The sequence below is a fragment of the Curvibacter sp. T50 genome (assembly GCF_057219955.1).
The window spans coordinates 58,675-77,803 of record NZ_JBXVVU010000006.1 but is presented as its reverse complement, the minus strand read 5'-3'; the positions used below and the strand labels follow the sequence as shown (position 1 = coordinate 77,803).

General features: G+C 67.9%; 17 protein-coding genes. 6 read left to right on the top strand and 11 right to left on the bottom strand.

Going from position 1 to position 19,129, the window contains the following annotated elements; all coding sequences use genetic code 11:
- Positions 1-36: 36 nt before the first annotated feature.
- Positions 37-2,994: a DNA topoisomerase III gene (locus AC2EBU_RS16005; RefSeq protein ID WP_484611444.1), complete on the top strand. Its 2,958-nt coding sequence runs from the start codon at positions 37-39 to the stop codon at positions 2,992-2,994.
- 75 nt (positions 2,995-3,069) lie between these two features.
- Here AC2EBU_RS16005 and gap read toward each other — a convergent pair whose 3' ends face one another.
- Entirely contained in the window at positions 3,070-4,068 is a 999-nt protein-coding gene (gene gap / locus AC2EBU_RS16000) for a type I glyceraldehyde-3-phosphate dehydrogenase (RefSeq protein ID WP_484611443.1), read from the bottom strand.
- A 38-nt stretch (positions 4,069-4,106) separates the two neighbouring features.
- The gene (tkt, locus tag AC2EBU_RS15995) at positions 4,107-6,137 is read right to left on the bottom strand and encodes a transketolase (RefSeq protein ID WP_484611442.1); all 2,031 of its coding nucleotides are present in this window, start codon (positions 6,135-6,137) and stop codon (positions 4,107-4,109) included.
- Between the two features lie 104 nt (positions 6,138-6,241).
- On the opposite strand from tkt, the gene AC2EBU_RS15990 reads away from it, so the two are divergent.
- From AC2EBU_RS15990 to AC2EBU_RS15975, 4 genes are all read left to right on the top strand, one after another.
- The gene (locus tag AC2EBU_RS15990; protein ID WP_484611441.1) at positions 6,242-6,643 is read left to right on the top strand and encodes an S-adenosylmethionine decarboxylase family protein; all 402 of its coding nucleotides are present in this window, start codon (positions 6,242-6,244) and stop codon (positions 6,641-6,643) included.
- 92 nt (positions 6,644-6,735) lie between these two features.
- Complete coding sequence (locus AC2EBU_RS15985) at positions 6,736-7,704, top strand: hypothetical protein (RefSeq protein ID WP_484611440.1); 969 nt, start codon at positions 6,736-6,738, stop codon at positions 7,702-7,704.
- A 122-nt stretch (positions 7,705-7,826) separates the two neighbouring features.
- Complete coding sequence (locus AC2EBU_RS15980; protein WP_484611509.1) at positions 7,827-8,555, top strand: nucleotidyltransferase family protein; 729 nt, start codon at positions 7,827-7,829, stop codon at positions 8,553-8,555.
- Positions 8,556-8,577: 22 nt separating this feature from the next.
- Positions 8,578-9,963 (top strand): aminopeptidase P N-terminal domain-containing protein, encoded by a 1,386-nt coding sequence (locus AC2EBU_RS15975; protein ID WP_484611439.1) that lies wholly within the window; start codon positions 8,578-8,580, stop codon positions 9,961-9,963.
- Positions 9,964-10,033: 70 nt separating this feature from the next.
- Here AC2EBU_RS15975 and AC2EBU_RS15970 read toward each other — a convergent pair whose 3' ends face one another.
- The 5 genes from AC2EBU_RS15970 to AC2EBU_RS15950 form a co-directional block, all read right to left on the bottom strand.
- Positions 10,034-10,381 (bottom strand): helix-turn-helix domain-containing protein, encoded by a 348-nt coding sequence (locus tag AC2EBU_RS15970; protein WP_484611438.1) that lies wholly within the window; start codon positions 10,379-10,381, stop codon positions 10,034-10,036.
- Complete coding sequence (locus AC2EBU_RS15965) at positions 10,368-10,700, bottom strand: type II toxin-antitoxin system RelE/ParE family toxin (RefSeq protein ID WP_484611437.1); 333 nt, start codon at positions 10,698-10,700, stop codon at positions 10,368-10,370. The genes AC2EBU_RS15970 and AC2EBU_RS15965 overlap by 14 nt, the downstream gene beginning before the upstream one ends.
- 7 nt (positions 10,701-10,707) lie before the next feature.
- Positions 10,708-11,004, bottom strand: coding sequence for a hypothetical protein (locus tag AC2EBU_RS15960; protein ID WP_484611436.1), 297 nt, complete (start codon positions 11,002-11,004; stop codon positions 10,708-10,710).
- 91 nt (positions 11,005-11,095) lie between these two features.
- A complete protein-coding gene (locus AC2EBU_RS15955) occupies positions 11,096-12,043 on the bottom strand; it encodes a J domain-containing protein (RefSeq protein WP_484611435.1) in 948 nt (315 codons plus the stop codon).
- Positions 12,044-12,059: 16 nt separating this feature from the next.
- Entirely contained in the window at positions 12,060-13,004 is a 945-nt protein-coding gene (locus tag AC2EBU_RS15950; RefSeq protein WP_484611434.1) for a hypothetical protein, read from the bottom strand.
- Between the two features lie 267 nt (positions 13,005-13,271).
- On the opposite strand from AC2EBU_RS15950, the gene AC2EBU_RS15945 reads away from it, so the two are divergent.
- Positions 13,272-13,802, top strand: coding sequence for an MOSC domain-containing protein (locus AC2EBU_RS15945; RefSeq protein ID WP_484611508.1), 531 nt, complete (start codon positions 13,272-13,274; stop codon positions 13,800-13,802).
- Between the two features lie 123 nt (positions 13,803-13,925).
- Here AC2EBU_RS15945 and AC2EBU_RS15940 read toward each other — a convergent pair whose 3' ends face one another.
- Genes AC2EBU_RS15940 through AC2EBU_RS15925 form a run of 4 tightly spaced genes read right to left on the bottom strand, consistent with a single transcriptional unit; the run spans position 13,926 to position 19,035 of the window.
- Entirely contained in the window at positions 13,926-15,602 is a 1,677-nt protein-coding gene (locus AC2EBU_RS15940) for an FAD-dependent oxidoreductase (RefSeq protein ID WP_484611433.1), read from the bottom strand.
- On the bottom strand, positions 15,581-17,212 hold the full coding sequence (locus AC2EBU_RS15935) for a polyamine aminopropyltransferase (RefSeq protein WP_484611432.1): 1,632 nt from the start codon (positions 17,210-17,212) through the stop codon (positions 15,581-15,583). The genes AC2EBU_RS15940 and AC2EBU_RS15935 overlap by 22 nt, the downstream gene beginning before the upstream one ends.
- 46 nt (positions 17,213-17,258) lie before the next feature.
- Complete coding sequence (locus tag AC2EBU_RS15930; RefSeq protein ID WP_484611431.1) at positions 17,259-17,480, bottom strand: DUF350 domain-containing protein; 222 nt, start codon at positions 17,478-17,480, stop codon at positions 17,259-17,261.
- A 31-nt stretch (positions 17,481-17,511) separates the two neighbouring features.
- Entirely contained in the window at positions 17,512-19,035 is a 1,524-nt protein-coding gene (locus tag AC2EBU_RS15925) for a DUF4178 domain-containing protein (RefSeq protein WP_484611430.1), read from the bottom strand.
- Positions 19,036-19,129 lie beyond the last annotated feature (94 nt).

Genomic DNA, 19,129 nt, shown 5'->3' with positions numbered 1-19,129 from the left:
GCGCGCTGGCGCACGCGAGGAAGGGATTGTAGAGTGATGAAAACCTTGGTCATAGCCGAGAAGCCTTCGGTGGCGCAGGACATCGTCCGTGCGCTGACGCCGGTCGTGGGCCGATTCGAAAAACACGACGAACATTTCGAAAACGACACCCATGTCGTCACCAGTGCGGTGGGACATCTGGTGGAAATCCAGGCCCCCGAGCAGTACGACGTCAAACGCGGCAAGTGGAGTTTTGCCCATTTGCCGGTGATCCCGCCGCACTTCGACCTCAAGCCGGTGGACAAGACCCGCACGCGCCTGAATGCCGTGGTGCGTCTGGCCCGCCGCAAGGACGTCGGCGAAATCGTCAATGCCTGTGACGCCGGACGCGAAGGCGAGCTGATCTTCCGCCTGATCGAGCAATATGCCGGCGGCGCCAAGCCCCTGGGCAAGCCGGTGCGCCGACTGTGGCTGCAGTCGATGACCCCGCAGGCGATCCGCGAAGGCTTCCAGAGTTTGCGCTCGGACGGGCAGATGAAAGGCTTGTCCGACGCGGCCCGCAGCCGGTCCGAAGCAGACTGGCTGGTCGGGATCAACGGCACCCGCGCGCTGACGGCCTTCAATTCCCGCGACGGGGGCTTCTTCCTGACCACGGTGGGCCGGGTGCAGACTCCGACGCTGGCCGTCGTCGTGGAGCGAGAGGAACAGATACGCCGGTTTGTCAGCCGCGACTATTGGGAGATTCACGCCAGCTTCCTGGCCGAGGCCGGCACCTACACCGCCAAGTGGTTCGACCCGTCCTGGAAAAAGGACCCCGACGATGCCGAGCGCAAGGCTGACCGGCTGTGGAGCCACCGGGAGGCACTGGCGATCGCCGATGCGGTTCGCGGCAAAGCGGCCACGGTAACCGAGGAGAGCAAACCCACCACACAGGCCTCGCCGGCGCTGTTTGACCTGACCTCGCTGCAACGCGAGGCCAATGGCCGTTTCGGCTTTTCGGCGAAGACCACGCTGGCATTGGCACAGTCGCTGTACGAGCGCCACAAAGCCTTGACCTACCCCCGTACCGACAGCCGCTATCTGCCGGAAGACTATGTGCCGGTGGTACGGCAGACGATGGGCGTGCTTGCTGACAGCGGCTTGCGGCACCTGGCGCCGTTTGCCCGCACCGCGCTGGACGAGGGCTATGTCAAGCCCAGCAAACGCATCTTCGACAACAGCAAGGTCAGCGACCACTTTGCCATCATCCCCACGCTGCAGGCGCCATCCGGCCTGTCCGAGGCAGAGCAAAAACTGTACGACCTGGTGACGCGGCGCTTCGTGGCGGTGTTCTTCCCCAGCGCCGAATACCTGGTGACCACCCGCATTTCGCAGGCAGTCGGTCATTCTTTCAAGACCGAGGGGAAAGTGCTGGTCAGGCCTGGCTGGCTGGCCATCTACGGCAAGGAAGCGGCTGCCGAAGTGGCCGATGCGAAAGAGGGCGACAAGGGCCAAAGCCTGGTGCCCGTGAAACCTGGCGAGATGGTGCGCGCCGAGGCGGTCGAGCCCAAGGGACTCAAGACCCGCCCGCCCGCGCGCTACTCCGAAGCCACGCTGCTCGGCGCGATGGAAGGTGCCGGCAAACTGGTCGACGACGACGAATTGCGCGAGGCCATGCAGGAGAAAGGCCTGGGCACGCCCGCCACGCGTGCCGCCATCATCGAAGGCCTGCTCAACGAGAAATACATCCTGCGCGAGGGCCGCGAGCTGATTCCCACGGCCAAGGCCTTTCAGCTGATGACACTACTGCGAGGCCTTCAGGTCGAAGAACTGTCGCGCCCCGAGTTGACCGGCGAGTGGGAATACAAACTGGCCCAGATGGAGCATGGCCAACTCAGCCGCGAAGCCTTCATGCGCGACATTGCCGCCATGACCGAGCACATCGTGCGCAAGGCCAAGGAGTACGACCGCGACACCGTGCCGGGCGACTACGCCACGCTCGCCGCGCCCTGTCCGCACTGCGGTGGCATCGTCAAGGAGAACTACCGTCGTTTCGCCTGCACCGGCGCGGATGGGCAGTCCGACGGGTGTGGCTTCTCGTTCACCAAAGTGCCCGGCGGGCGGACCTTCGAAGCAGCCGAAGCCGAGCAGTTCCTGCGGGATCGGCGAATCGGGCCGCTGGAGGGATTCCGCTCCAAGGCCGGCTGGCCGTTTGTCGCCGAACTCCTGCTCAAATTCAGCGAAGACGAGGGCAACTGGAAGCTGGAGTTCGACTTCGGTGACGACCGCAAAGCCGAAGAAACCGGTGAACTGGTCGACCTGTCCGACAGCCCGCCGCTGGGGGCCTGCCCGAAATGTGGCGCGCCCGTGCGCGAGCACGGCAGCAGCTACGTTTGCGAAAAGGCCGTCCCGACAGCGGCGCAGCCGACACCCAGTTGCGACTTCAAGAGTGGCAAGGTGATCCTGCAGCAGCCGGTCGCACCTGAACAGATGGCCAAGTTGCTGGCGGAAGGTAAAACCGACCTGCTGGACAAGTTTGTGTCGATGCGTACACGTCGCAGCTTCAAAGCCTTCCTGGTCTGGGATGCCGAAGCCGGGAAGGTGAACTTTGCCTTTGAACCCCGGGCGTCGAAGTTCCCGCCGCGTCGCGCAGCAGCTACAAAAACAGTAGCTGAAAAAGACCAAAATACGCTGGGTATGGGCCAAAAATCATCGAAACCACCCGCCAAGACCGCCCGCAAGGCACCGGCCAGGAAAACTGCGGCTGCGTCGGCGGCCAAAACACCGCGCACCCGCGCGGCGAGCACCGCAGCCGGCCAGGTCCCCAGCGAGGCCCTGGCTGCCGTGATCGGTCCCGAGCCCGTGGCGCGCACCCAGGTCATCAAGAAGCTGTGGGACTACATCAAAGCCAACGGCCTGCAGGACGCCGCCGACAAGCGCAGCATCAATGCCGATGCCAAACTGTTGCCGGTGTTCGGCAAGCCGAAGGTGACCATGTTCGAACTGGCGGGGATCGCTGGCAAGCACCTGGGCTGATCGGCGGCACCAAGGCCGACCGAACCAAAAAAAACGCGCCCGAGGGCGCGTTTCATTTTTCCGGCGGAGGGGGCTTTATTTGGCCACCACCCGCACCATCTCCAGGCACTTGTTGGAGTAGCCCCACTCGTTGTCGTACCAGGCGACGACCTTGACGAAGGTGCTGTCCAGCGCAATGCCGGCGTCGGCGTCGAACACGCTGGTGCAGGTCTCGCCGCGGAAATCGGTGGCTACCACCTTGTCGGTGGTGTAGCCCAGCACGCCCTTCAGGGCCCCTTCGCTCTGCGCCTTCATCTCGGCGCAGATCTCGGCGTAGGTGGCGGCGTTGTTCAGCTCCACCGTCAGGTCCACCACCGACACGTCGGAAGTCGGCACCCGGAACGACATGCCGGTCAGCTTCTTGTTCAGCTCGGGAATCACCACCCCCACCGCCTTGGCCGCGCCGGTGCTGCTGGGGATGATGTTTTCCAGAATGCCGCGCCCGCCGCGCCAGTCTTTGTTGCTGGGGCCGTCCACGGTCTTTTGCGTGGCGGTGGCGGCGTGCACGGTGGTCATCAGGCCGCGCTTGATGCCCCACTTGTCGTTGAGCACCTTGGCCACCGGGGCCAGGCAGTTGGTGGTGCAGCTGGCGTTGGAGATGATGGCCTGGCCGGCGTAGCTCTTGTCGTTGACGCCGTAGACGAACATCGGGGTGTCGTCCTTGGAGGGGGCGGAGAAGATGACCTTCTTCGCGCCCGCGGCCAGGTGCTTCTCGCCACCGGCCTTGTCCAGGAAGATGCCGGTGGATTCGATCACGATGTCGGCGCCAACTTCGGCCCACTTCAGGTTGGCGGGGTCTTTCTCCTGCGTCAGGCGAATCTTCTGGCCGTTGACGACGAGGGTGTTGCCCTCGACGCTGACGGTGCCCTTGAAGCGGCCATGCACGCTGTCATAACGCAGCATGTAAGCCAGATAGTCGGGCTCCAGCAGGTCGTTGATGGCCACGACTTGGATGTCGCTGAAATTCTGGATGGCGCTGCGCAGCACGTTGCGGCCGATGCGGCCGAAGCCGTTGATGCCGATCTTGAGGGTCATGGGAGGGGTCTTTCGTCAGGGGTTGAACAACAAGGAACTCAGCGTGCGAGCACGGCCTGCACCGTATCCGCCACGTTCTCTGGGGTGAAGCCGAAGTGTTTGAACAGCACCGGCGCAGGCGCCGATTCGCCATAGGTGTCCAGGCCGACCACGGCCGCAACGCCATACTTCCACCAGCCGTCGGTGGACCCCATCTCCACGGCGATACGGGGCAGCCGGGCCGGCAATACCTCGGCCTTGTACTCGGCGGTCTGGCGGTCGAAGGCGGTGGTGCTGGGCATGGAGACCACCCGCACGGCGATCTTCTTCTGGGCGAGCAGTTCCTGGGCCTTCAGTGCCAGTTGCACCTCGGAGCCGGTGGCGATGATCACGGCCTGCAACTTTTTCTTCAGTCCCAGCTGGGACGGCTCGGCCAGGATGTAGGCGCCGCGACTGATCTCGCCCAGATCGCTTTTGGGCGCGTAGGGCAGGTTCTGGCGCGACAGCAGCAAAGCCGTCGGTTTGTCCTTGTTCTGCAGGGCCACGGCCCAGGCCACGGCCGTTTCGGCGGTATCGGCCGGACGCCAGACGTCCAGGTTGGGAATCAGGCGCAGGCTGGCGGCGTGCTCGACAGACTGGTGCGTCGGGCCGTCCTCGCCCAGGCCGATGGAATCGTGCGTGAACACATGAATCACGCGCTGCTTCATCAGCGCGGCCATGCGGATGGCATTGCGGCTGTAGTCGCTGAAGGTCAGGAAAGTGCCGCCGTAGGGGATGTAGCCACCGTGCAGCGCCACGCCATTCATGATCGCGGCCATGCCGAACTCGCGCACGCCGTAGTTGATGTGGCGGCCGATCTGGCCGTTTTCGGTCAGCACCACCTCGCCGGCCAGGTCCACGCGCATCGCCGGGGTGGACTTGGTGTTGGTCAGGTTGGAGCCGGTCAGATCCGCCGAGCCGCCCAGCAGTTCGGGCATGGCGGCAGTGAAAGCTTCCAGCGCAATCTGCGAGGCCTTGCGCGAGGCGACGGTTTCTGCCTTTTCGTGGGCGGAAATGGTGGCGTCCACGGCGGTCTGGGCGAAGTGCTTGGGCAGCTCGCCTTTCATGCGGCGGATGAATTCACGCGCCAGGGCCGGGTGGGCGGCCTTGTAGGCCGCAAACGCGGCGTCCCATTCGGCCTCGGCAGCCAGACCCTTGGCCTTGGCGTCCCAGTCGGCATAGACCTCGTCGGGGATGACAAACGCCGGGTGGTTCCAGCCGATCGCCGCGCGGGTGAGGGCGATTTCGTCGGCGCCCAGCGGCTCGCCGTGGGCCTTGGCGGTGTTGGCGCGGTTCGGGCTGCCTTTGCCAATGTGGGTCTTGCAGACGATCAGCGTGGGTTTGTCGGCGCTGTTTTTTGCGTCGGCGATGGCGCGGGACACCGCGTCGGCGTCATGGCCGTCCACCGGGCCGATCACGTTCCAGCCGTAGGCGGCGAACCGCAGCGCGGTGTTGTCGATGAACCAGGGGCTGACCTGGCCGTCGATGGAAATGCCGTTGTCGTCGTACAGCGCGATCAGCTTGTTCAGCTTCCAGGCACCGGCCAGCGCGCAGGCTTCGTGGCTGATGCCTTCCATCAGGCAACCGTCGCCCAGGAACACCCAGGTGTGGTGGTCGACGATGGTGTGGCCTTCGCGGTTGAACTCTTTGGCCAGCAGCTTCTCGGCCAGTGCCATGCCCACCGCATTGGTGATGCCCTGACCCAGCGGGCCGGTGGTGGTTTCGACGCCGGGGGTGATGCCGGTTTCCGGGTGGCCGGCGGTCTTGCTGTGCAGCTGGCGGAAGTTCTTGAGCTCGGCCATCGGCAGCTTGTAGCCGGTCAGGTGCAGCAGCGCGTAGATCAGCATCGAGCCGTGGCCGTTGGACAGCACGAACCGGTCACGGTTGAACCAGCCCGGGTTGCGCGGGCTGTGCTTGAGGTGGCTGCCCCACAGGGCCACAGCCATGTCCGCCATGCCCATGGGCGCACCGGGATGGCCGGAGTTGGCTTGTTGAACGGCGTCCATCGCCAGGGCGCGAATCGCGCTGGCCATCTGTTGGGTGTTTGCCATGGAGGCGGCTCCGGAGGGAAAGTCAGGTAAACCGCAAATTTTACCGCCGGGCCCCCGGCAGGTGGCGCCCGGCCGTGTGCCGGCGCATCGTCTACAGTGCGGCCATGCAAGGCCTGCACCTCACCGCCGACTGCCACGACTGCCGCTGCGAGGCCCGCTGGCTGCTGGACGCCGACGCCCTGGGTGCGGCCTGTGCCGACGCGGTGCGGGCCTCGGGCCTGCGGGCCGTCGGCCAGCTGTTTCACACCTTTCCCGCCACGCCGCTGGGCCCCGGCGGCGTCACCGCCACCGTGCTGCTGGCCGAGAGTCACCTGTGTGTGCACACCTGGCCTGAGCAGCGCGCCGCGACGCTGGACGTGTATGTCTGCAATTTCGGCGCCGACCATTCGGCGGCCGCCCACCGTCTGCTGGCCGCGCTGCTGGCCGTGTTCCAGCCCGGGGCCGTGCAGCAGCAGGCCTGGCAGCGGGGCGCGGTGGGGGCGCCCGGCCCGGCGCCAACGGCCTGACCGCCGGCCTTCCCCCGCGTTTCGGGGATAGGCGCCGGGGGGCGGCGGCGTCAGACTGGCGTCCATCGTTGGCTTTTTTCGAGGAAACCACCATGCGCACCATCATCCGCGCGAGCCTGCTCGCTGTTCCTGCCGCTGTCCTGCTGGCCGCCTGTGGCGGCTCGGACGGCACCACCACACCGGCGGCGGCCACCACCACCACGGTGTCCGGCTCGGCCGTGAAAGGCCCGGTCAACGGCGCCACCGTCACCGCGCGCAAGCCCGACGGCACCGCCTGCGGCAGCACCACCACCAACGCGTCGGGCACCTACAGCCTGCAGACCACCTGCACCGGCGACCTGGTGATCGAAGTCTCCGGCGGCACCTACACCGACGAAGCCACCAACGTCCCCACCTCGCTGAGCACCCCGATGCGGGTGGTGGTGGTGGCCAACGGCGGCGCCGTCACCGGCATTGCCACCCCGCTGACCACGCTGGCCTACACCTACGCCGCCAGCAGCGGCACCGTCACCCATGCCGCCTTCACCACCCAGGCGACCAACCTGGCCGGCCAGTTCGGGCTGTCGGGCGTCAACCTGGCCACCACGCTGCCCCAGGTCACCGGCACCACCAACGCCTACGGCGACTCCCTGCGCGCCCTGTCGCGCTACATGGCGGACAACGGCAAGACGCTGGCCACCATCACCAACGGCACCCTGATGGCCAACGCCACCGATCTGTCCAGCTTCAACACCCTCTACAACAACGCCCTGGCCGCCGTGGGCTCGCCGATGCGCGTCACCTTCACCGCCAACGGCTTCAACATCAGCGGCTCGGGCGCGGGCGGCGGCAGCGGCACCTGCGGTGTGCACGTCACCGGCACCGTCACCGCCAACGGCTTCACCGTGCCGCTGGACCTGAACTACTGCGTCACCGGCATCGCGGCCGGCTCCTGCACCAGCGGCAACGCCTCGCTGTCGCAGGCCATCAGCGGCCAGCAGGGTGTGACCGGTGCCGCCAACCTGGCCTACAGCTACTCGGCCAGCTGCGCGGCCGGTGCCTTCACCATCAACCTGCAGTGACGCCCGCGCCCGCCCGGGCGCCCGCCACCGCACAAAGCCACCGCCTGCGGTGGCTTTTTTGTGCGCGCCGATAATCCGCCGATGCCCCGCCAGCCCCGACGCCTCTCGACATGACCGCCGCGATGATCCTGGCCGCCGGCCGTGGCCAGCGCATGCGGCCCCTGACCGATGCCACGCCCAAGCCGCTGCTGGTGGTGCGCGGCAAGCCCCTGCTGCTGTGGCCGGTGGAAGCGCTCGTTTCCGGGGGCTTTCGCCGCCTGGTGGTCAACACCGACTGGCTGGGCGGCCAGATTGAAGGCTTTTTTGCCGCTTACCCAGCGTGGAATGGTCATTCTTTGCTATTGAACGGGGAGCAAATCGGCCTGACCCTCTCCGCCGAAGGCCGCGACTTCGGCCGTGCGCTGGAGACCGCCGGCGGCATCGCCCGCGCCCTGCCGCAGCTGGGCGAGGTGTTCTGGGTGCTGGCGGGCGACGTGTTTGCCCCCGACTTCACCTTCACCCAGGCCGCCGTGGACCGGTTCACCGCCAGCGGCCAGCTGGCCCATCTCTGGCTGGTGCCCAACCCGCCGCACCACCCGGGGGGCGACTTCGGCCTTTCGCCGGGCGGCCTGGCGCTCAACCAGGCGGACACCCGCTACACCTTCAGCACCATCGCGCTGTACCGCCGCGCGCTGTTTGAGGCGCCCTGGTGCGACATCCCGCCCGGCAACCCGGACGGCGTGGTCGCGCCGCTGGCACCCCTGCTGCGCCGCGCCATCGACGCCGGCCGCGTCAGCGCCGCGCTGTACACCGGCCGCTGGACCGACGTCGGCACGCCCGAGCGCCTGGCCGAACTCAACGCCACCGCCTGAACCCCTTCCTTTCGGAGCGCCCATGACCCTTTCGATCCACGCCCAGCGCCGCGCCCGCGTCGCGGCCCAGCTGGGTGCCGGCGGCATCGCCATCGTGCCCACCGCACCCGAGCGCGCCCGCAACCGCGACAGCGACTTCCTGTTCCGGCACGACAGCTATTTCTATTACCTCACCGGCTTTTCCGAGCCGAACGCCTGGCTGGTCATCACCGGCGACGGCCGCAGCACCCTGTTCTGCCAGCCCAAGGACCTGGAGCGCGAAATCTGGGACGGCATCCGCCTCGGCCCCGACGCCGCGCCGGCGCGCCTGGGCGTGGACGAAGCCTTTGCCGTCACCGAGATCGACACGCATCTGCCCCGGCTGCTGGAGAACCGGACGGCCGTCTGGTACCCGTTTGCCACCCACAGCGGGCTGGAAACCCGGGTGGACGGCTGGCTGTCCGGCGTGCGTACCCGCGTGCGCTTTGGCGCCCTGTGCCCCGGCGCCCAGCACGACCTGTGCGCCATCCTGGACGAGATGCGCCTGATCAAGGACACCCACGAGCAGGACGTGATGCGCCGCGCCGCCCAGATCAGCGCCCGTGCCCACATCCGTGCCATGCAGCGCAGCGCCGCCATGCTGCGCGCCGGCCAGGACGTGCGCGAATACCACCTGGACGCCGAACTGCTGCACGAATTCCGCCAGCACGGCTCGCAATACCCGGCCTACGGCAGCATCGTCGCCGCCGGCGCCAACGCCTGTGTGCTGCACTACCGCGCCGACAACGCCCCCATCCGCGACGGCGAACTGGTGCTGATCGACGCCGGCTGCGAGCTGGACGGCTACGCCTCAGACATCACCCGCACCTTCCCCGCCAACGGCCGCTTCACCGGCCCGCAGCGCGCCCTGTACGACCTGGTGCTGGCCGCACAGGAGGCCGCCATTGCCGCCACCCGGCCCGGCGCCCGCTTCACCGAGCCGCACGAAGCCGCCGTGCGTGTGCTCACCCAGGGCATGTTCGACCTGAAGCTGCTGGACAAAGACCAGCACGGCACGCTGGAAGACGCCATCCACCACCGCCACTACTTCGCCCACTACATGCACCGCACCGGCCACTGGCTGGGGATGGACGTGCACGACTGCGGCAGCTATGTCGAGCCCACCGAAGTGGGCCAGACCCACGAGCGCCGCGACCCCCTGAGCGGCGAAACCATCACCGACCGCCCCAGCCGCATCCTGCGCCCCGGCATGGCCCTGACCATCGAACCCGGCCTGTACGTGCGCCCCAGCGACGGCATCCCCAAAGAGTTCTGGAACATCGGCATCCGCATCGAAGACGACGCCTTCGTCACCGAAACCGGCTGCGAACTGACCACGCGGGACGTGCCGGTGCAGGCGGACGAGATCGAAGCGGTGATGCGGGGGTGAGGGGGGCGCGGCCGATCACGGCCTGCAAATGACGCCGGTCCTCGGGTTGCTCAGGTGCTTGTCTTTGGCGTCAGGGTTCGGCAGCGCGCGAAGTGAGACTGCCTGAATGACTCGCTGAGTTTTTCGCAGGCCGAGACCGGCGAATCAGCCGGACCTCCAGCTTGCAACCCAGCGCATCCGCATATTTGGACAGTGTGGCCAGCGAGGGGGAATGTTTGCCGCGACCCGACTCCATGCGCGCCACAGCCGATTGGGTGGTTCCAATTCTTTCTGCCACCTGCGCCTGGGTGAGTCCCTGATCGGTGCGAGCCTTCAGGAACTCGTCCAGAAGCGAAAACTCATCGGCCAGTCGATCAAACTCGGCCTTTACCTCAGCGTTTTCCAGTGCCTTCGCACGCATCTGCTTATGGGTCAACATTTTTCCACTCCTTCAGGCGCTGGCGCGCAAGACTCAATTCTTTCGGGGGTGTCTTGTCGGTCTTCTTTACAAACTGGTGAAGCATGATGATTTTCCGACCCACCAGCGTGCAGTAAAACACCCTGCCAATACCTTCCCCTGATTTCAAGCGCAACTCGAACAGGCCGGCACTCATCGCACGGGTATGGGGCATGCCAAGATCAGGGCCAAATTCCATCATCCGATCCGTGCAATGAAAGTACCGCGCCAGGATGCCCGGTGGAAGCGCCAGCACCGCTGACTGCAACTTCTCATCGTGGTACTTGATCTCCCATTTCAAGCGTTGACTATAGCGCATTTGAGATATTGCGAAAGCTAAAAAAGCGGCTTTCACCGACCCGCACGAGGCCACCGCCAAGGTGCTGACGCAAGGCAAGTTCGACCTGGCCCTGCTCGACCGCGATCAGTGCGGCACGCTGGAAGACGCTATCCAACACCGCCACTACTCCGCCCGCTACATGCACCGCACCGGGCACGGGCTGGGTACGGAGGTGCGCGACTGCGGCCGTTAGGGCGAGCCCGCCGAGATGGGCCATAAGGAATGCTTCAGGCAAGGCAGGCGAAAACGGTGAGGTCTCGGGCACTCACCAATTCATAGCAATGAATGACCTTTTCACGCTGGGTACGGGCCGAAAAGACCTGAAAACTGGCGAAAAGGCCGTTTTCCGGCCCCGCTCAGGGCGCGTTGGCCGGCTTGATGGCAAAACCGTCCGGCAGCACGGCGGCGACCACGCCGTAGCGGCCGGGGGATTCCAGCCAGGTGCTCGGGTATTCCTCGGTGCGACGGGTGCCCAGGGCGGTGTCCAGCGCGTCCAGGATCCAGCCTTCCAGCACCGTTTCGCCGCCGGCGCGCAGCAGCTGCGCGCCGCTCTGGCGTTCCAGATGGGCCAGCACCTGGCGCTGCAGGCTTTCGCGCTGGCGCTCCAGGTGCGCCAGCAGCTTGGCGCGGTCCACGCTGCCCAGGCGCAGCTGCAGGTCCGGCACGGTGACGCGGTAACGCTCGGCGGGCGGATCGGCGGTCGTGCTGCCGGCCATTTCCACGGTGACCGGCTGGTCGAACAGGCGCAGGCTGGCGGCTTCGCGGTCGGCCAGCAGCTCCTGTTGGTAGCGGGCGCGGGCGGCGGGGTCGCGGGCCAGCAGGGCCATCTTCCGGTCAGACAGCGCGCGCCGCTCGGCTTCGGTCCGGTCGGGTGCAGCCATGGCGGTGCGAAGCCCGTCCAGGGTGTCTGTCGGCGCGGCGCCACCCGGCTGCAGCCACCAGGCCAGCGCCGTCGCGGCCAGGCCGCCCACCACCACCCAGGGCCAGAGTCGTCCGCCGGTCCGCGCGGGTGCCGCGGCAGGGGGCCGGGCGCGGACAGCCGCCGCCGCCAGGCCGGGTGCCGGTGGCGTGGCGCCTGGGTCGGGGCTGGCCTGGGCCGCGCGCAATTGCGCGTCGTAGGCCTGGCGCCGCACCGGGTCGGACAGTTGCTCGTAGGCCTGGGAGATGCGGGCCGCCAGCTCGGCTTTCTGCGCGTCGCCCGGGTGACGGTCCGGGTGGCAGGACTGCATCAGGCTTTTGTACGCGGCGCGGATGACCTCCGCGCTGGCGGTGGGGCTGACCTGCAGGATGTCGTAATGGGTCACGGCGCGGTGGGGCGGATCAACGGCGCAGCACGTTTTCCCACTGCTGCTTTTCCCGCTCGATCCGCCAGCGCTCGGCTTCGGCGCGCTGGCGCTCGGCCTCCTGGCGGCGCGCCAGCTCGGCTTCCAGACGCTGGGCTTCCTGCTGCGCGGCCCAGCGCGCGGCCTCTTCGGACTGGCGCACCCGTTCGGTCGCGTCGCGCACCCACTGCTTTTCCTCTTCGGCCGAGCGTTTGCGGTCTTCTTCAGCCTTCTGCTTTTCCTGCTCCAGGCGGCGGCGTTCGTTCTCTTCGCGGCGCAGTTCGGCTTCCATACGCTCCGCTTCAGCCCGGGTCGCGGCCTGGATGCCGTGTGTCTGGTTGATCTCCTGCAGCACGGCTTTGTCGCTGGCGCGGCGCATCATGTCGTCGCTGCGGCGGGCGGAGCTGAAGAACACCAGCTGGATGATGATGGAGATCACCATGAACGTGCCCAGGCCGATCAGGATGCGGCGCGCCAGGGTGCTGGCGCTGCTGGTCAGGCGCTCGGTGGCGCTGGGTGGGGCCCCGAAGGGCGAATGTCCCGTCACGGCGATGCCGGAGCGGGCGGCGATGGCGTCCGCCCGCAAGGCCAGCGCATCGGCCCGCAGCGCCAGCACTTCAGCCTTCAAGGCCTGGGCGTCGGCGGGCAGCGGCCGGTCTTCTTTGGGTACCAGCACCAGCTCCTTGCCGCCGGGGCGGGCCAGCGGGTCGCCCTGGCTTTCCAGCAGCAGCTTGGCGTCATAGGCGGCGCGCTGGCCGGGGTCGGACAAGGTGCTCCAGGCCAGTTTCAGCACGGTCAGATCGGTGTTCACCGACGCACCCTCGGGGGTGCCGCGCAGCGCCTCCAGGGCCTCGCGGCGGCTCTGGTAGGCCGCGGCAATGGCTGCGCCGTCGGCGGTCGGCGCGACCGACAGGATTTCGTAGAGGGTTTTTTTGCGGCTCATGGCGATGTCAGGCTGAGCGGAACTATAGCGCTGCCGCCCCCCGCCTGTCATGACCCGCCAGCGGCGACAATCGGAACCCGCCGCGCTGCCGATTTCCCGGGCGCGGTACGGCGATTGCCACCTGTCCCCATGCAAGTACCACCCGCTTCGGCCCCGGTTGCGTCCGCGTCGCCCGCCCCATCCTGCCCTCCGGTGCCCGGCAGCGTGGTGGCCGCGGCTGGTGGCACCGTGCAGGCCGTATGCACCGGCACGGCCGAGCCCCGGCTGATGGCCGGGCGCCGCCATCTCAGCGCCATCGGCAAACGCGAGCGCGCCGGGGCGGTGGCGGTCGCGCCGCTCGGGCTGGCCGGCGACGAGCAGGCCGACCTGTCGGTGCATGGTGGTCTGGACAAGGCCGTCTACGCCTACCCCGTCGAACATCTTCCCTTCTGGCAGGCGCAGCGCCGCGCCCATGGGGTGTCCCTGTTCGAGGAGACCTTGTGGCCGGGTTTTCTGGGCGAGAACCTGTGCATCAGCGGCCTGCGGGAGCACGAGGTCTGGATTGGCGACGAACTGCACCTGCCCGATTGCGTGCTGCGGGTGACCGCGCCCCGCGAGCCGTGCGGCAAGTTCACCGCCATCATGGGTTATGCCCAGGCGGCCCGCGACATGGTGGCCGCATCGGCCAGTGGCTTTTACCTGGCGGTGGTGCAGCCCGGCACGGTGGCGGCCGGCCAGGTGTTCACGCTGGTTCCCGGCCCGCGGGGCCTGAGTGTCGCCCAGGCGTTCGCGGCCAAGCGGATCAAGCACCTGCGCTGAGCGCCGAAAACTCCTGAAACCATAGCTGAAAACGACCTTTTTGCGCCGGGTATTGACCGAAATGGACTGCAAACGCGCCTTTTGCCGCCGCGCCGGCTGCTCGGGGGGCCCGGGCGGGCGGGTTCAGCCCCGCGCCGCGGTGTGGCCGGCGTGGTGCCCGCGGGTAAAGGCCTCCTCGAACACCGAATACCCCGCCCAGTCGCTGTGGGCAAACAGCAGCCGGCCCTGGCGCGGAACCGGAAAGGGCGGATAAGAATCCTTTTTTGATAGCGAAAAGCGACCATTTTTCGCTGGGTATTGGCCGAAATCATTCGAAAAGCGGGCCAGCCCGGGGCGCGGGATCGCCATGGCGTGGCCGTAACGGGTCAGATCGATATGGCGGGCCCGCTGGGGCAGGTCGGGGTGGGCCGGGGCGAGTTCTGCCAGCACGGTGTCCCGCCAGTGGGTCCAGGGCTGGTTCAGCAGCGCATGGCGGGCGGCCACGGCGTTGTCGCCCAGCGCGAGGTACCAGGTCAGGACGGTGGCGCCGGGCACAGTGCGCAGGTTCTGGTGGCTGGCGTCCACGTAGCCCAGGCCGGTGCTGCCGTGGATGACGTTGTCCCATGCCGGGGCCGCGCCAGGACGGTCATGCAGCGGGCGGTCGATGGCGATGTTGGCCACCAGCCACGGCGCGTAGGTGATGCGGGAGGCCGCCTGGCGCAGCAGATCGGGCGGCTGGGCGACCACACGCGCGGCCACAAACACCGGCAGCGCCACCACGCACTGCCGCGCCAGCCAGCGCTCGGTGCGGCCGGTGGCGGTGTCCAGGGCGTCCACCCGGACGCCGTGGCGGCCGTCTTCGATGCGCAGCACCACCTGGCCGGTGCGCAGCCGTGCGCCCAGCGGGGCGGCCAGCCGCTGGGTCAGCCAGCCGTTGCCTTCGGGCCAGGTCAGCACCGCGTCGCGTGCCGGGTCGGCGCCATCGTCATCGCCGGGCGCGTGAAAGCCGTGGCGGCTGGCGAAGTAATGGATGCCGGCCCAGGCCGAAACGGTGGCGGTGCCCGCGCCGAAGTCGTCGCGGCAGCAGTAGTCCAGGTAGGTGCGCAGGTGCGGGTCGTCCAGGCCCTCGGTGTCAAGCCAGGCGGCGAAGGTCCGGCTGTCCAGCGCCGCGTGCACCGGCGCCAGCGGCGCGCGGGCGGCCGGCATGGCAAAGCGGGCCGCGCGGCGCAGCTGTTCCACGGCCGCTCCAAAGCGCCGGTATTGGGACAGTGTGCCGGCGCCGACACCGGCGACCGGCAGCAGGCCCTCCTGCCATTCGCCCTGGAAAAACAGCCGCTCCTGCGGGCTGTGGCACAGGTGGCGTTCGTCCAGCTGCCAGCGGCCGGCGACCCGCTGGCGCAGGCCCAGCTCTTCCAGCAGGTCCAGCACCTCCGGTGCGTTGTCGCCGGGCACCGGCAGGTAATGGGCACCGCGCGGGCAGGCCATGCCCTGCACCCGGGCGCCGCGGGCGTTGCCGCCCGCCGAGTCTTCCAGCTCCAGGACGGCCAAGTCGTCCACCCCCGCCTGGCGCAGCGCGCGGGCCGCCGCCAGTCCGGCGACGCCCGCACCGGCAATGACGGTGTGCACCTGGCGGGTGACATCGGGCGTGACGGGCGGGGGCGGCGTTGCGGCGGCGCGCAGGCGGTGCCCGCGCTCCAGCGCAAGGCCGCTGAAGCCGCCGGTCATTTCGTGTTGTGCCGGCGCGCAGGCGGCCAGGGGCGCGGTGGCCGCCGCCGCCAGCCAGGCCCTGCGGCGCAGCGTCACGGGTGCACCTTGCCCCATTCGCGCTCGTAGGTGTGGACCAGAACCTGGTTGGACAGGCGGTTCACCGGCGTGGGTACCCGCGCCATGTCGGCCGGGAAGCTGAACATCGCGGGCAGCGTCTCGGGCGTCAGAAACCGCAGGCCCTCGGGCAGCGTGGAGGGCAGGCGCCACGGTCGCCGGCTGGCGATGATGAAGCCCCATTCTCCGAAGCTGGGCACATGGGCGTGATAGGCCGTGGCGCGCAGACCGGCCGCCTCCACCGTGGTGGCGACGGTCCAGAAACTCTGGCGGGCGATCAGCGGCGAGGTGCTCTGGATCACCGCATAGCCGCCGGCGGCCAGGCGCTGGTCCAGCAGGGCATAGAAGGTCTGGGTATAGAGCTTGCCGATATGGAAATTGGTCGGATCGGGAAAGTCCACCACGATGACATCGAACGGCGCGTCGTCAGCCGGACGCGCCGCCGCAGGGGCCGCCTGCGCCGCGCTGCCCGCCGCAAGGGCGCTCGCGGCCTCACCGCCGGCCAGCCACTGGAAGGCGTCGGTGTTGACGATGCGCAGCCTGGGGGATGCGAGGGCGCCACCGTTGAGGCGGGCGAGGGCGGGGTTTTCGGCAAACAGGCGGGTCATGGCCGGATCGAGTTCGACCAGGGTGACACTTTCCACCGACGGGTAACGCAGGATTTCGCGCACCGCCATGCCGTCACCGCCACCGAGCACCGCCACCCGCCGCGGGCCGCCATGCGCGGCCATGACCGGGTGGACCAGGGCTTCGTGGTAGCGGTACTCGTCTTTTTCGGCGAACTGCAGGTTGCCGTTCAGGAACAGGCGGTGCCCCTCGCGGCCCTGGGTGACCACGATGCGCTGGATCGGTGAACTGTGGGTTACCACCGCCTGATCCTGGTAGAGCTGGTCTTCGGCCAGCGAGGTAATGCGCTCGGCGACGGCAAAGCCGCCCGCCAGCGTGCCCATCACCGCCACACAGGCGGCCAGGTGCGCCAGCGGCCGGCGCAACTCGTGGCGAAACAGCCACAGCGCCCACAGGGCAACCGCGGCATTGAGCAGCCCGAACAGCAGCCCGGTGCGCACCAGACCCAGCCGGGGTACCAGCACCAGCGGAAAGGCAATCGACACCGCCAGCGCGCCCAGGTAGTCGAAGGTCAGCACCTGCGAGACCAGGTCGCGCAGCACCACATGGCGTTTGAGGATGCGCATGACCAGCGGAATCTCCAGCCCCACCAGCGTGCCCACCAGCAGCACCAGGCCATAGAGCACCAGCCGAAACGCACCGGGCGCCCACGCATGGGCCAGAAAGAGCAGCACCGGCAGGAACCCGCCGATCAGGGCCACCAGCAGCTCGACCCGCAGGAAATGCGCGGGCAGCTGGCGCTCGAAGTAGCGCGACAGCCACGAGCCGATGCCCATGGCAAACAGGTAGGTGCCGATGATGGTGGAAAACTGCAGCACCGAGTCGCCGAGCACATAGCTGGCCAGCGTGCCGGCCGCCAGTTCGTACAGCAGCCCGCAGGCGGCAACCACAAACACGCTGGCCAGCAGCGCGACTTCGACCGGGCCGGGCGGCGCGGCAGGCGGCCCGGTCACCTCGCCGGGGGGGAAGGCGGACGTGGTCATGGCAGATGCGACGCGGTCTGCAGACCGCCGGGGCGAAGACCGGCCCTCAGCCGTGGATCGCCGCCGCCACGATGATGGAAATGCCCAGGCACATGGCCGCGACCACCATGGCCAGCGCCTTGTTCTGCTTTTCCACCAGTTCTTGCCACAGGTTGTAGGGCGTGATCTTGTCGATGACGATGAAGCTGAGCCAGAACACCAGCACGCCAATCAGCGCGAAGACGATGGAGCCGATGAAGGCGCCGGGTTTCAACCATTCCAGTCCCATGATGTGCTCCTGAGTGGTGGGGTAGTGAGGGTCATTTGTGGCTGCCGCCGCCCGAGTATCCGCCCCAGGAACCGCCGGAGCTCCGGGTCGTGGTCCCGCTGGAGCAGTTCTCGACCTTGGGGTCGCACCGGCTGCAGCGACTGAGCAGCGTCAGCACCAGCAACAGTACCACCAGCAAGATGATGATGGTGCCGATGCCGACCCGCGAGGCGCTGACCGGCGAGGGGTCGGCGCGCTGGAGCTGTTCCTTGCGGTCGGTCATGCGGAAGGCCTTGGCCACCGTGTCACTGCCGAGTCTTTCGCCGGCCGACCAGGTCACCTCGCTCGGGGTCTGCTCCCGCGAGAGCAAGGCCGGGCCGGAGGCGAAGTCGCTGTTGTCCGTGGTCTGGCCACGCTGCACTTGCCAGTAGAACTCGCCGGCCACGTAGGTGGTCTCGGCCCGGTAGGCGTACTGCAACGCGTAGGTTTTGCCCAGGTATTTGGCCGACTGGCCATCGCGCGCCAGCGCCGGCGCGCCGGTGACCGGGCGCACCAGGCTCCAGCCGTCTTCGGCGTCGACCAGGAAGCAGAAGCCCTTTTTGGCGTTGTAGAGCAGGTATTCGCTCCAGCCGAAATGCTCGTCGGGGTCATCGGGCTCGGTGCCCATGCGGTGCTGGAAGCCCACCACCTGCCAGCTGCCGCCCGCCAGTTGCCCGACCGTGCCCAGCGCGATCAGGGGCCGGACCGGCTCGGCCTGTTCGGCGTGGCGCAGTTCACCGCCCACACCGGCACTGATGTCGATCAGGCTGTTGCACTGGCCGCAGGTGACGCTGCGGCTCTGGTCCAGCGTCACACTGACCGCCGCGCCGCAGTTCGGGCAGGCGAACTGGCGGCCTTTTTCCTCTTTTCCGGATTCGCTTTTCAGACCGGTCATGGCCAGTTCGTCCAGCGTGACCGGGCGGCCCAGGCTGGCCGAAGGCGGCTCGCTGCCGTAGTCCAGGCTGAGCACCTTCGGACTTTCGTCGGTGTCGCTTCGGCTGCGCAGCTCGACCAGCGCGAACGACTGGCCCAGTGGCGGCAAATGCGGCAACTCACCCTGTGCGCTCATCAGCGCGACGCTTTCGCTGGAGGCGACCGTGAAAGCCTGGCCCTGGATGGCTGTGGTCAGGCCCACCCGCAATGCGCTGGCGGCAGGCAGCGAGCGCACGTTTTGCACCGGAAGGGCGAACACATAGGCACCGTTGTCTTCGCTCAGCGAACCGGTCGTGCCGTCGTCGAACAGGGCGACCCATTCGGTCCAGCTGCCCTCACGGTACTTGTATTGCAGCCGGCCGACCAGGGTGAAGGCGCGCTGGTCGAACCGACCGGCGGCACCCAGCTGCAGCAGGCTGTGGTCGTCGAACAGCTCGGCCATCTTGCCCAGCCGCTTGAGCACCTCGCCGTCGCGAACGACCGTGCTCTGGCAGTAGCCGCAGACCGCGTGGGTGGACTGCGCGCTGCGGAACTCCACCGGCGCGCCACAGCCAGGGCAGGGAGCGCGGTAATGGCGCTGGGTGGAGCTGGCGGGTTCAGCCATGAGGGGGAGGAGACGCCCGAAGGGCCGGGAGCGGGCCGATTTCAAGCGAAATCAGTACATACCCAGCGCAAAACGGTCACTTTCAGCTATGAAA

Coding starts and splice junctions, on each gene's coding strand:
- AC2EBU_RS16005 (WP_484611444.1), top strand. CDS start 37: ATGAAAACCTTGGTCATAGCCGAGAAGCCTTCGGTGGCGCAGGACATC.
- gap (WP_484611443.1), bottom strand. CDS start 4,068: ATGACCCTCAAGATCGGCATCAACGGCTTCGGCCGCATCGGCCGCAAC.
- tkt (WP_484611442.1), bottom strand. CDS start 6,137: ATGGCAAACACCCAACAGATGGCCAGCGCGATTCGCGCCCTGGCGATG.
- AC2EBU_RS15990 (WP_484611441.1), top strand. CDS start 6,242: ATGCAAGGCCTGCACCTCACCGCCGACTGCCACGACTGCCGCTGCGAG.
- AC2EBU_RS15985 (WP_484611440.1), top strand. CDS start 6,736: ATGCGCACCATCATCCGCGCGAGCCTGCTCGCTGTTCCTGCCGCTGTC.
- AC2EBU_RS15980 (WP_484611509.1), top strand. CDS start 7,827: ATGATCCTGGCCGCCGGCCGTGGCCAGCGCATGCGGCCCCTGACCGAT.
- AC2EBU_RS15975 (WP_484611439.1), top strand. CDS start 8,578: ATGACCCTTTCGATCCACGCCCAGCGCCGCGCCCGCGTCGCGGCCCAG.
- AC2EBU_RS15970 (WP_484611438.1), bottom strand. CDS start 10,381: ATGTTGACCCATAAGCAGATGCGTGCGAAGGCACTGGAAAACGCTGAG.
- AC2EBU_RS15950 (WP_484611434.1), bottom strand. CDS start 13,004: ATGAGCCGCAAAAAAACCCTCTACGAAATCCTGTCGGTCGCGCCGACC.
- AC2EBU_RS15945 (WP_484611508.1), top strand. CDS start 13,272: ATGGCCGGGCGCCGCCATCTCAGCGCCATCGGCAAACGCGAGCGCGCC.
- AC2EBU_RS15940 (WP_484611433.1), bottom strand. CDS start 15,602: ATGGGGCAAGGTGCACCCGTGACGCTGCGCCGCAGGGCCTGGCTGGCG.
- AC2EBU_RS15935 (WP_484611432.1), bottom strand. CDS start 17,212: ATGACCACGTCCGCCTTCCCCCCCGGCGAGGTGACCGGGCCGCCTGCC.
- AC2EBU_RS15930 (WP_484611431.1), bottom strand. CDS start 17,480: ATGGGACTGGAATGGTTGAAACCCGGCGCCTTCATCGGCTCCATCGTC.
- AC2EBU_RS15925 (WP_484611430.1), bottom strand. CDS start 19,035: ATGGCTGAACCCGCCAGCTCCACCCAGCGCCATTACCGCGCTCCCTGC.